Source organism: Candidatus Pelagibacter bacterium nBUS_30 (assembly GCF_051201245.1).
Classification (GTDB): Bacteria; Pseudomonadota; Alphaproteobacteria; order Pelagibacterales; family Pelagibacteraceae; genus Pelagibacter.
Map to the genome: position 1 here is coordinate 970,511 of NZ_CP172842.1, position 12,891 is coordinate 983,401.

Consider the following 12,891-nt stretch of genomic DNA (forward strand, 5'->3'; position numbering starts at 1 on the left):
AAAATTTAATCAAATTTTCAATTTGGTGCGGTCGGAGAGACTCGAACTCTCATGGACTAAGTCCACACAGCCCTCAACCGTGCCTGTCTACCAATTTCAGCACGACCGCAATATGTCTCATAATAAATGAATGACAACTAACTTTCAAATTGGTAAAAAACAGCATGGAATTTACTCAAGAAGTACAAAAAGCAACAGATCCAATTTACCAAAAAATTTCAAAGGTAATGCCAGAAATTGAATGGTCTGTGCATGCTCCATACATTCATAAAATTAACAAGCTTAAAAAAGAAAAGAATGCTGTGATACTTGCTCACAATTATCAAACTCCAGAAATATATCATGGTGTTGCAGACTTTTCTGCTGACTCTTTAGCTTTAGCAATTGAAGCATCAAAAACTTCTGCCGATATAATTTTAATGGCGGGGGTTCATTTTATGGCAGAAACTGCAAAACTAATGAGTCCAAATAAAAAAGTTATCTTACCTGACATGGAGGCTGGCTGTTCGTTATCATCATCAATTACTGGTAAAGATGTAAGATTATTAAAAGAAAAATATCCAGGAGTTCCTGTTGTTTCTTACGTTAATACATCTGCAGAAGTCAAAGCCGAAACAGATATTTGCTGCACTTCAGCAAACGCAGTTAAAATTGTAAAATCGTTGGGAGTGAAAAAAGTAATATTTTTACCTGATGATTATCTAGCAAAATATGTTGCATCACAAACCGATGTTGAAATTATTTCTTGGAAAGGCATTTGTATTGTCCATGATCAATTTAATGAAAAAGAAATAAATGATATTAGAGAAAAAAATCCAGGAATTAAAATTATTGCTCACCCTGAATGTCCACCTGAAGTTATCAACGCTAGTGATTTTGCAGGCTCAACCTCTGGAATGATTAAATATGTTCAAGACAATCAACCAAAAAAAGTTATGATGGTTACTGAGTGTTCAATGAGTGATAATATTCAGGTAGAAAATCCAAATGTTGATTTTATAAAACCTTGTAACATGTGTCCTTACATGAAAAAAATTACACTTCCTAAAATATTAGATTGCTTAGAAAATGAAACAGGTGAAATAATTATGGACAAAGAAACAATTGATAAAGCTAGAATTTCAGTTGAAAAAATGGCTGCCATCGGCAGATAATTAAGTGTCAAAAATAAAACTTAGCAAAGATTTTATTCGTAATACAGTCAAACGAGCATTGAATGAAGATCTCTATCCTTCAGGAGACATTACATCAAATTTAATCAAAAATAATAAAGTTATCAAAGTTAAGCTGCTATCAAATCAAGATGCTATTATTGGTGGTTTACTTTTTGCAAAACAAGCTTTTGATTTAGTTGATAGTAAAATAAAATTTATCATTAAAAAAAAGGATGGATCTATAATTAAGAAAGGATCTTTAATTGCAACTATTGAAGGAAAAGCAAAAAATATTCTTATAGCTGAAAGAGTTGCTCTAAATTTTTTGTCTCATATCTCAGGCATTGCAACTAAAACAAATGAGTTTGTAAAATTGGCTGGTAAAAAATGTAAAATTTGTTGTACTCGCAAAACAATTCCAAACATAAGAGTTATTCAAAAATATGCTGTTAAATTAGGCGGGGGTACTAATCATAGATTTAATCTTAGTGACGAGTTTTTAATAAAAGATAATCATATTGCATCAAAAGATATTAAAAGTTTAGTTTCTTTAGCTATTAAGAATAAAAAAGGAAAAAAAATTACTGTTGAAGTTGATAATTTGAAACAACTTAAAACTATTATGGGTCTAAAATTTAATACTGTTTTATTTGATAATATGAGTATTAAGAATCTAAAAGCTGGAGTTAAGATAGCTAAAAAACATTACGAAACTGAAGCATCAGGAAATATCAATTTAAAAACAGTTAAATTTGTTGCTAGAACTGGAATTGATAGAATTTCTGTTGGAAGCATCACTCATAGTGCTTCAGCTGTTGATTTAAAGCTAGAGATCTAAGACACAAATTTAGAGAGATTAGGTTTAAAATATTTAGGACCCTTCATTACTTTCCCAGACTCATTATAAATAGGCTCCCCATTTTCACCTAGTTTACTCATGTTAGAATTTTGAACCTCATTGAAACATTTATCTAAGTCAATACCAAATGCATGGCCCGCTCCGTAAGTTACATACAAAATATCTGTTAGCGCATCAGCTACTTCTAATAAATCATTATTTTTCATTGCTTCTTGAAGCTCATCTAATTCCTCTTTAATCAGATCTATTCTTAATTTATTGATTTTATCACTACTAAATGAAGGTTTGGTTTTGACTTCTTGGCCAAAAGTTTTCATAAAAGTTCCAACTTTATTAAAATTCGACATTTTGCTCCTGTAAGTTTTTTTAAAATTATTGTATGTTTATAATTATTTATTACTAACAAATTAATCAATGAAATTAAGAAAAGAATTTGACAGTATTGGAGGTGTTAATGTCCCTGGTGACAAATATTGGGGTGCATCCACACAAAGGTCTAATAAATTTTTCAATATTGGTAAAATTTTGGTAAATATTTCTATTATTAAATCTATTGCAATTATCAAAAGATCAGCGGCAATAGTGCATGCTAAAGACAAACTAATTAACAACAAAATATCTAAAGCAGTTATTAAAGCTTCAGATGAAGTTATAAAAGGTAAATTAGACGAAAACTTTCCTTTAAAGGTCTGGCAAACAGGTTCTGGAACTCAAACTAATATGAACGTAAATGAGGTAATTGCTAACCGAGCCATTGAAATCTTAGGTGGAAAAAAAGGAACAAAAAAACCAGTACATCCAAATGATCATGTAAATAAATCTCAATCTACTAATGATGTTTTTCCAACTGCGATGCATATCTCTGTAGCAAAAGAAACAATAAGTAAATTATTACCTAATTTAAAAATTTTAGAAAAGGAATTAAAAAGAAAGTCAATTGAATTTAAGAATATAGTAAAAATTGGAAGAACACATCTTCAGGATGCAACTCCACTTTCTCTTGGACAAGAATTCTCTGGATACCACGTACAAGTTAAAAAAAGTATTGAAAGAATAGAATATGCATTAAAAGAGATTTTTTACCTTGCTCAAGGTGGTACTGCTGTAGGTACTGGAATAAATTCAAAGAAAAATTTTGATAAAAAGATTGTAAAAGAAATTGCCAAATTTACAAAAATTAAATTTAAACCTGCTGCAAATAAATTTGCAGAACTTGCAGCACATGACTCGATTGTTAATTTTTCTGGAACTTTAAATACTTGTGCTGTTGCTTTGATGAAAGTGTCAAATGACATTAGATTTTTAGGATCAGGACCTAGGGCTGGATATGGTGAATTGATTTTACCTGAAAATGAACCAGGCTCATCAATAATGCCTGGAAAAGTTAATCCTACACAATGTGAAGCTGTTACAATGGTTTGTGTTAAAGTTATTGGAAATCATAATGGAATAACTATGGCTGGTTCACATGGTCATTTTGAATTAAATGTTTTCAAACCACTAATTGCACATAATATTTTACAATCAATAGATTTAATAGCTGATAGCACAAAAAATTTTGCTCTTTATTGTGTTAATGGAATAAAAGCTAATAAGAAAAAGATACAAGAGAATTTAGACAATTCATTAATGTTGGTTACAGCTTTAGCGCCACACATTGGTTATGATAATGCTGCAAAAATTGCTAAAACAGCACTTAAAAACAACACCACGTTAAAATTTGAAACATTGAAAACAGGATTAATAAGTGAAAAAAAATACAATAAAATAGTTGATCCTAAGAAAATGATTTACCCAGCATAAGATTTTAGTGCTTTATTTATTATACTTTTGAAGTAAACCTTATTTTGCAGTTTATTATCTTTTAACATTAGTCCTATCAATTTTTTATTTAAGTTTTGACTAATCTCATTATTAATTTGAATATCATTTAAACTCAACAATTTTTGATCAAAATTATAATTAAAATTTAGCTCAATCTTTTTAATTTCTTTTCTATAATTTTTAGGTGTTAGTAAAAACTTATAAATTTCTCTAGAGTCATTTATAGCAATATATAATTTTCCGTCTAAAATTAATTCATTATCTTTTACAAACATCAAGCTATCTAAGATTTTAAAGTTAGCATTATTTTTCCAAGAGAATTTTGTATTATCAAAATCCAACAAACCTTCACGAATCTTGAAATATAAAAAAATATCTTTAAAATTTTCGTAATTTTTAATCTTATTAGATAAGATTTTTAAATTAAAATCTAGATTTTTATTATTGAGTATTTCAGTTTTAATTAATTGTACAATTAAAGCATTAGGATTAAATAAATAACTTAAGTCAATTATTTCTTCGTCACCCTGTAAATTTGAATAAAAGGGATTTAAATTAATCTTACCTACATATGAAAAATTTTGATAATTTTGTTTATTAGTTATATCAAAAATAAAAGAGTTTTTATCTAACTTGTAGTGAGCAATACTTTTTGTTTTATTAATATTTAATTTTGCTTTTCCTTTAACAATATCATTACTAAAATCTATTTCATTTTCAATTTTAAATCCCAAAAAACTTATATCTAAATTAGAAAATATTTTTTTTTCAATTCTATTATTATGTGACTCAAGTGAATAAGGAAGATTAAATATTTCATTTTTTGAAATAACAGTGTTTTTTAATTCTTTAACATTATAAAAGTATTTCATTTTATTAATTTTGTTTATAAACAAAACTTCTCCATCATTATTTCTATAAAAAATATTACTATCTTTAATTGTAAAATTACTATCCTTAAAATTTTTACTTAAAAGCTTAAGAAAAAAATCATTAGTTTGATTATTTATGTTGAAATTGGCGTTTTTTAAAATCAAATCATTTACCTTAACTTTCTCTAGAGAAAATAGACTTTTTAAAGAAACGTAAATCATCATTTTTTTAACTTTTGAAATTTCATTTTCGTTTATTGAAATAATTGAGTTTTTAATAACAAAATGCGGTTGTGGGAAAAAATTATACTCAAGATTTTGCGAAAAGTTGAATTTTAAATTAAACTTATTTTGTAATTGATCTCTTAATTCATTCCTTACTTCTAATTTGTCATAAATATTTGGTATTGATAGATATGAAAAAAATAAGATAATTAGTACGGCAAATGTTAGAAAAAAATTTTTACTTCGAACTATATTAGAGAAATTATTAAAGTTTAAATTGTTTAAATTCTTTTTTAATAGATTATCTATCAATATATTAATTTTTTTTAAAGATTTAGTAAAATTTTTTTGTATAGTCATAAAAATTATAAGAACTTATAAAGAATTATTTTAAATGATAAATACTGATTATCTCAAAAACCTTAATAAAGCTCAAAAAGAGGCTGTATTACATTTGGATGGTCCACTTTTGATTGTAGCAGGTGCTGGATCTGGAAAAACAAAAGTTTTGACGTCAAGAATTGCACATATTATCAAAGAAAAGAAGGCATTTCCCAACCAAATTTTGTCCGTAACTTTTACAAATAAAGCTGCAAAAGAAATGCAAAATAGAGTCAGTAAAATTTTAGGATCTTCAGCAATAGGGCTTTCTTGGTTAGGAACGTTTCACTCTATTTGCGCAAAACTATTAAGAAAACATGCTTCTGCTGCAAATCTTAACTCAAATTTTACAATTATAGATACTGATGACCAAGTAAGATTGATTAAAAATATTTGTAAAGCAGAAAATATTGATATCAAACAACTAGCTCCTAGATTTATTCTTGCAATAATAGATAGATGGAAAAATAAAGGATACTACCCTTCTGAAGTTTTAATAAACAATAAAGATATTTATGAGAAAACCATATTACCTCTATATAAGATTTATCAACAAAAATTATTAGATTTAAACTCATGTGATTTTGGAGACTTAATTTTACATACTGTGAAAATTTTAGAAAATTATCCTGATATAAGAAAAATTTACTCAAATAATTTTAAATACATTTTAGTTGATGAATATCAAGATACTAATTTTATTCAAAGTAAATGGCTCAACTTATTATCTGAAAAAAATAAAAATTTATGCTGTGTTGGTGATGATGATCAATCTATCTATAGCTGGAGAGGTGCAGAAATCAAAAACTTTTTAGAATTTGATCAAGTTTATAAAAATACAAAAGTAATTAGACTTGAGCAAAATTATAGATCCTCACAAAATATTCTTTCTGTTGCTTCTAGTCTAATAGCTAACAATCAAAATAGAGTAGGCAAAACCTTAACTACCACTATGGAAGATGGGGATTTGGTTAAATTGAATTGTTTTAAAAATGGAAAAGATGAAGCAATAGGAATTTCAGATGAAATTGAAAAAAAATTAAAAAAAAACTTCTCCTTTAATAATATTGCGATTTTAGTCCGAGCTATATTCCAAACAAGGGAGTTTGAAGAAAGATTTCTAAAGATTGGTATGCCTTATAGAATTCTAGGAGGCACAAAGTTTTATGAAAGAGCTGAAATAAAAGATTGTGTTGCATACATGAGATTAATTCATCAAGAAAAAGATGACTTGGCTTTTGAGAGAATTGTTAATAATCCTAAAAGATCAATTGGTGAAACTACTCTAAGATCAATACATGAGTTTGGAAAAAAAAATAATTTAAGTTTAGAACTCTCTTCAATAAAAATGATGGAACAAAATTTAATTAAACCAAAAACAAAAATAGGTCTTAGTTTTTTTCTTAAAGCATTAAATAAATGGCGAAACGACTTAACAATAAAAAAGATTAATCATATCAAATTATTACAAATAGTTTTGGATGAATCAGGTTATTCGGCAATGTTAAAAAATAAAAAAGATGTGGACAATGAAAATAGATTAGAAAATATAAAAGAGTTATTAAGTGCGATGAAAGAATTTGATAATTTAGACAGTTTTTTAGAACACGTCTCACTTGCAACTTCTATTGATCAGGAATGGGATGGTGAAAAAATTAACATGATGACAATACATGCATCAAAAGGCTTAGAATTTGATGTAGTATTTTTACCAGGCTGGGAAGAGGGTTTGTTCCCACATCAAAAATCAATTGAAGAAAAAGGACATAATGGTTTGGAGGAAGAGCGAAGATTAGCGTATGTAGGAATTACTAGGGCCAAAAAAAAAGCTATTATATCATTCTCAATGAATAGATTTTATCAAGGCGATTGGATAGACAGCATGGCATCAAGATTCATAGAGGAATTACCTGAAAAATATTTGGAAAAAAATTCTTTTTTTGAGGAGGAGGTAAATGAAGTTGATGATTTTGAATTTAATCAAGATTTTGAAATAGAAGAGAATAATAGAAGTCCTGGATGGCTAAGATATCAGAAAAGAATTAAATGAATAATAGAATTAAAGTTTTAAAAAGTAAATTTAAAGAATATAAAATTGATGGTTATATTGTTCCTAAAAATGATGATTATTTTAATGAATATTCAAAAATAAATAGACTAAAAACTATATCTAATTTTAGTGGTTCAGCTGGACTAGCTGTTATTTTAAAAAATGAAAATTATCTATTTACTGATGGAAGATATAAAATTCAAAGTCAAATTGAGTCTGGAAAGAATTTTAAAATTATAGATTATGAAAAAATAATTGATTGTAAATTGTTTAAAAATTTAACACTAGGTATTGATCCTAAATTGATTACTTACGATCAAACAAAGAAGTTTTTTTTAAAGAACAGTAAGATAAGATTCATTGTTAATAATTTGATTGATGAAATTCAAAATCAAAAAATAAAAGATGATTTCCCTTTTTTTACACTAAACAAAAATATTGTTGGTGAAAGCTATACTTCCAAGATAAATAAAATTTCAAAATATCTTAAAAAAAATAGATCTGATTATTTATTTATAAGTGCTCCTGAAAATGTAGCATGGATTTTGAATATTAGAGGTGGAGATAGTCCGAATAGTCCAATTCCAAATTGTAGATTAATTATTAGTAAAGATAAGAAAATACTTTTAATAAGCAATGTTAAAAAAAGTAAAAAACTAATTAAAGAAAAAATAATTAAATCAAATGAATTAATAAATATAAAAGATTTTTCCAAAAAAATCCTTCAGTTAAAAGGTAAAAATTTTATTGTAGATGGTAAATCATGTTCAATTTATTTTGAAAATCTTATTAAATCTAAATTTAAGATTATTAAAAGAGTAGATCCAACTTATTATTTAAAAGCAATTAAAAATAAAACTGAAATAAAAAATATGATTAATACGCATATTATAGATGGTGTTGCTCTTACAAAATTTATTTACTGGATGAAGAATGTTAACAAAAAAAAAATTAATGAAGTCCAGGCACAGAATAAGTTAGAAAAATTTAGAAAAATGAATAAGAGCTATTTATATCCAAGTTTTGATACTATTGCTGGTTCTGGAAAAAATGGAGCAATAGTTCATTACAGGGCCAAAAAAGAAAACTGCAAAATTATCAAAAAAAAAGATATATTTTTATGTGACTCTGGAGGCCAATACAAATATGGAACTACTGACGTAACAAGAACAATTTGTTTTTCAAAACCTAAATCAACTATCAAAGATATTTTTACAAAAGTTCTTAAGGGTCATATTGCAGTAGCAAATACCAATCTTAAAATAGATAATATAGGAAGTAAAATAGACAAAAGAGCTCGTCAATTTCTTAAGAAAAGTAACTTAGATTATGCACATGGAACTGGTCATGGTGTTGGCTTCTTCCTCAATGTCCATGAAGGACCACAATCAATATCAAAAATAAATAAAGTTAAAATTAAAGAAGGAATGATTTTAAGTAATGAACCAGGTTATTATAAAAAAGATAGTTTTGGCATACGTATTGAAAATTTAGTGTATGTTAAAAAAATAAAAAGAAAGCTTTTTTTTAAAAATTTAACACTTGCCCCAATTGAAAAAAAATTAATCAACGATAAACTTTTATCTTCTACTGAAAAAGACTATCTATTTAGATATCATATGGATGTTTACTGCAAAATATCTAAGTATTTAAATCTAAGTGAAAGAAAGTGGTTAGCTAGTTTTATTTAATAATTTTAAAAATTGTTTTTGATCTAAAGTAATTATTTTTAAGTTTTCAGCTGCTACAATCTTTCTTTTTGTTGGCTTATCTCCAATAATTAAATAATTAAGTTTTTTTGAAACACTACTTACTGTTGTTCCAGCATTTTCTTCAATTAATGATTTAACCTCAGCTCTACTAATACCTTTTAACTTTCCAGTTATCATGAATGTTTTATCTTTTAATTTTCCATTTTTATTTTCTCCAGTGGCATTTCTTATATCTAAAATTTTTTCAAGATGATTCAATACATCTAAATTTATTTTATTATTAAAAAAATTCTTTACTGAATTAACTTGAGTTTCACCTATTCCATCAATATTTAATAATTCACTAAATTTTTTATTACTAGATAGAGCTTTAAAATTTGAAAAAGATTTAAAATACTTTGAAATAAGTTTTGCATTTTCTAATCCTATATGTCTTATTCCCAAAGAATAAATTAATCTTTCAATAGAAATATTTTTCTTTTCATTTATTGCATATTTTAAATTTTCAACAGATAGTTTACCCCAACCTTCTAATTGCTCTATCTTTATGAAATCTAATTTAAAAATATCTTGAGGGAATTTAATAAATTTTAATTTGTAAAAGTTTTCTACTATTTTTTTTCCAAATCCATCTATATTTAAAGCTTCCTTAGACACAAAATGCTTTAATTTTTCTATTGAAATTTTTTCACAATCATAACCCTCACTCGTACATCTTCTAACTGCATCATTTCTTTTTGTTATAATGTTAAAATCTTTGATGGTTTTTGATCCACATGATGGACATTTTTTTGGAAAAATAAATTTTTTTGTATTTTGTGATCTTTTTTTTAGATCAACAAATAATATATGGGGAATTACATCACCAGCTCTTTCTACTGTGACGGTGTCACCAATTCTCACATCTTTTCTATGAATTTCATCTTCATTGTGAAGTGTTGCATTTGATACCTGAACTCCTCCAATATTTATTGGCTTTATCTTTGCTACTGGTGTTAAGGCTCCTGTTCTTCCAATTTGGATATCTATATTCAAAATTTTCGAAACAGCTTTATTTGATGAGAATTTATGAGCCACAGCCCACCTTGGAGCATTCGCCACGTTGCCTAATCTTTTTTGAAGCCGAAAATCATTAACCTTATAAACTATACCATCAATATCAAAATCAATTTCAGCTCTTTTATTTTCTATATCGTTGTAATTTAACAGTAAGTTTTTTACCCCAGTGATTAGTCTATTAAATGGATTTATCTTAAATCCCCAATCGTCTAATTTTCTTAAAAAATCAAACTGATTTTTTACGTTCAAGTTTTTTTCATATCCAAAAGTATATGCGATAAACTTTAATGGTATTTTGCTAGTATCCTCAGAATTCTTTTGTCTAAGAGAACCAGATGCTGCATTTCTTGGGTTTGCAAATTTATCTTTAAGATTTTCAAAATCGCTATTTTGAATAAAAACTTCGCCTCTTATGTCAATTTCCTTTGGAAAATCTTTTTTTGAAATTTTTTTTGGAATATCTGTAATTGTTCCAAGGTTTGAAGTTATATCTTCACCCTCCCTACCATCTCCTCTTGATAATCCTTTAACAAACTCTCCATTTCTATAGCTCAAAGATGCTGAGATACCATCTATTTTTGGTTCCGCACTGTATGATAATTCAAATTTTTTTGTTTCAGATAGAAAATTCAAAATTTTTTTTTCAAAGTTAATAAGATCTTGTTCACTAAATGCATTCGCCAATGAAAGCATTGGAACTTTATGTGGATATTTTTGAAAATTTTTTGATGGTTTATAACCAACAATTTTTGAAGGTGATTTTTTAGATTTTAAAAATTCAAATTTTTTTTCTAAAAAAAGAATTTCATTTTTTAATTCATCATATTCTTTGTCTGAAACTTCAGGGTCATCCTCATCATAATAAAATTTATTATATCTATCAATTAATTCTATCTTATTGTTATATTCAATTTGAATTTTTTTTTTTAACATCTCAATCCACAAGAGATTTGAATTTTTTTAAAATAGAATTATTCTTTTTTTTATTTTTTTTAATTTTATTTTTTTTATACTTTTTGTTAAATACCCTATATGATCTTTCATACCATTCTGAAGATTGATAATTATAACCTAGCAAGTTAGCATATTTTTCTGCTTCATCAGTTAACCCAATAGTATAATGAACTTCAACTAATCTGTGTAATGCTTCTTCTGTGTAAACTGTCGTTTCATAATCATCTATAACATTTCTAAATCTATTAATAGCTGGAATCCATTTCTTTTTATCAAAATAATATCTCCCTATGTACATTTCCTTGGAAGCAAGTGTATCATTTATTAAATCTAATTTAAATTCAGCATCTAAAGCATATTCTGTATTAGGAAAATTTTTAATCAAATATTCAAAGTTTTCTTTTGAATTTACAATTGTTTGTAAATCTTTTTTTTCATCAATTATTGTCTCGTAAAAAGAGACACCCATAAGATAATAAGCATAATCTAAATCTTTATAAAGTGGGTACACTTTGATAAATCTCTGCAATTCAGCTATAGCATCCTCATAATAATCTTGAGTATAGTAAGCATACGCTGCCATTAAAGCAGATTTTGGAGCCCATTCTGACTGGGGGAATAATATTTCTGCCTCGTTAAATTTTCTCGCAGCAAACACAGCGTCTCCACGCTCCAATGATTCTACACCTATCTTGTAAGCTTCTAGAACTTGCAAGTCTAAACTTTTTTCACTTATGACTGATTTAATTTCTTTTTCCTTAGTGCATGAAAATGAGAAAAAAATTAATAGCAAAAAAGGTAAAATCTTTAAAATTTTCATCTAAAGCTTATACTAATTTAATAAGTAATTTTAAAGCTATCTTTAATTATTAAGCTATAGACCTTAATAAATTTCTATTTATTAGGGTGTGAGGAAGATTCTTTTCTTTAATTTCTAAAATTGAAAAATTATCCTTATTTTGAAATACTTTTCTTAATAACTGATTTGTCAGAAAGTGGCCCCCTTGAGAGCATTTTATTCCTGCAACAATTCTATATCCTGATGTATATAGATCACCAATACAATCTAGTATTTTATGATTAACAAACTCTTTGTCGTTTCTTAATCCTTCGGGATTTAATATTTCTTTATCTTTAACAACTATTGCATTATCTAAACTACCACCTTTTGCTAAGCCATTTTTTTTAATAAATTCAATATCCTCAAACAGGCAAAATGTTCTTGAGTCATAAACATTAGTCAAATCATCTTCATAAACTTTAACTTTATTTCTCTGATTTCCAATTACTTGATTTTTGTATTTAAGCTCAAAATCAATATCTAGACTTAATGTTGAAGGATAAATTGAAATAAATCTTTCTCCGTCTGAAAATTTAATTTCTTTATTAATCTTAATAATTTTAATTGGCGCATCACTTATTTTTATTCCAGATAAAATTATTTTTTTGATAAATTCTTTAGCCGACCCATCTAAGATTGGAACTTCCTCATTATTAATTTCAATTAGTGCATTATCAATACCTAATCCAAATAACGCTCCCATTAAATGTTCAATAGTTGATACTTTTACACCAAATTCATTTTCTATTGTTGTGTTTAAAGACGTATTGGTAACATTCATAAAATTTGGGTAAACTAAATTATTAACTTTTAAATCTACTCTTTTAAAAACAATACCAAAGTTAGGTTCAGCTGGTTTAATACAGATATTTACATTCAGACCGCTGTGAAGTGCAATACCTTTAAACGAAACATTATTTTTAATTGTTTTTTGAGTTAAATAAGACACAAATGTGTTTT

At 26.5% G+C, this 12,891-nt stretch carries 10 protein-coding genes and 1 tRNA gene; 5 read left to right on the forward strand and 6 right to left on the reverse strand.

Annotation, left to right across the window (positions count from 1 at the left end):
- Positions 1-23: 23 nt before the first annotated feature.
- Positions 24-109 (reverse strand) — tRNA-Leu (locus ACIJYE_RS05285).
- A 55-nt stretch (positions 110-164) separates the two neighbouring features.
- Between ACIJYE_RS05285 and nadA the strand changes: the two genes are divergently transcribed.
- Both nadA and nadC read left to right on the forward strand, forming a co-directional pair.
- Positions 165-1,154, forward strand: a complete 990-nt coding sequence (gene nadA / locus ACIJYE_RS05290) for a quinolinate synthase NadA (protein ID WP_435089777.1) — start codon at positions 165-167, stop codon at positions 1,152-1,154.
- Positions 1,155-1,158: 4 nt separating this feature from the next.
- Complete coding sequence (gene nadC, locus ACIJYE_RS05295; RefSeq protein WP_435089778.1) at positions 1,159-1,992, forward strand: carboxylating nicotinate-nucleotide diphosphorylase; 834 nt, start codon at positions 1,159-1,161, stop codon at positions 1,990-1,992.
- Here nadC and ACIJYE_RS05300 read toward each other — a convergent pair.
- Positions 1,989-2,360: a phosphoribosyl-ATP diphosphatase gene (locus tag ACIJYE_RS05300; protein ID WP_435089779.1), complete on the reverse strand. Its 372-nt coding sequence runs from the start codon at positions 2,358-2,360 to the stop codon at positions 1,989-1,991. The genes nadC and ACIJYE_RS05300 overlap by 4 nt on opposite strands.
- 67 nt (positions 2,361-2,427) lie before the next feature.
- On the opposite strand from ACIJYE_RS05300, the gene fumC reads away from it, so the two are divergent.
- Positions 2,428-3,816 (forward strand): class II fumarate hydratase, encoded by a 1,389-nt coding sequence (fumC, locus tag ACIJYE_RS05305; protein ID WP_435089780.1) that lies wholly within the window; start codon positions 2,428-2,430, stop codon positions 3,814-3,816.
- On the opposite strand, the gene ACIJYE_RS05310 is transcribed toward fumC, so the two are convergent.
- Complete coding sequence (locus ACIJYE_RS05310) at positions 3,804-5,294, reverse strand: hypothetical protein (protein WP_435089782.1); 1,491 nt, start codon at positions 5,292-5,294, stop codon at positions 3,804-3,806. The genes fumC and ACIJYE_RS05310 overlap by 13 nt on opposite strands.
- A 34-nt stretch (positions 5,295-5,328) precedes the next feature.
- Here ACIJYE_RS05310 and ACIJYE_RS05315 point away from each other — a divergent pair, with 34 nt between their 5' ends.
- A complete protein-coding gene (locus ACIJYE_RS05315; RefSeq protein WP_435089784.1) occupies positions 5,329-7,365 on the forward strand; it encodes an ATP-dependent helicase in 2,037 nt (678 codons plus the stop codon).
- Entirely contained in the window at positions 7,362-9,056 is a 1,695-nt protein-coding gene (locus tag ACIJYE_RS05320) for a M24 family metallopeptidase (RefSeq protein ID WP_435089786.1), read from the forward strand. The genes ACIJYE_RS05315 and ACIJYE_RS05320 overlap by 4 nt, the downstream gene beginning before the upstream one ends.
- On the opposite strand, the gene ligA is transcribed toward ACIJYE_RS05320, so the two are convergent.
- From ligA to lpxC, 3 genes are read right to left on the reverse strand one after another with little or no spacing between them, the layout of a single operon-like run.
- Entirely contained in the window at positions 9,039-11,069 is a 2,031-nt protein-coding gene (gene ligA / locus ACIJYE_RS05325; RefSeq protein WP_435089787.1) for an NAD-dependent DNA ligase LigA, read from the reverse strand. The genes ACIJYE_RS05320 and ligA overlap by 18 nt on opposite strands.
- 1 nt (position 11,070) lies before the next feature.
- Entirely contained in the window at positions 11,071-11,910 is an 840-nt protein-coding gene (locus tag ACIJYE_RS05330; RefSeq protein ID WP_435089788.1) for an outer membrane protein assembly factor BamD, read from the reverse strand.
- Between the two features lie 49 nt (positions 11,911-11,959).
- Entirely contained in the window at positions 11,960-12,880 is a 921-nt protein-coding gene (gene lpxC, locus ACIJYE_RS05335; protein WP_435089789.1) for a UDP-3-O-acyl-N-acetylglucosamine deacetylase, read from the reverse strand.
- Positions 12,881-12,891: the final 11 nt, after the last annotated feature.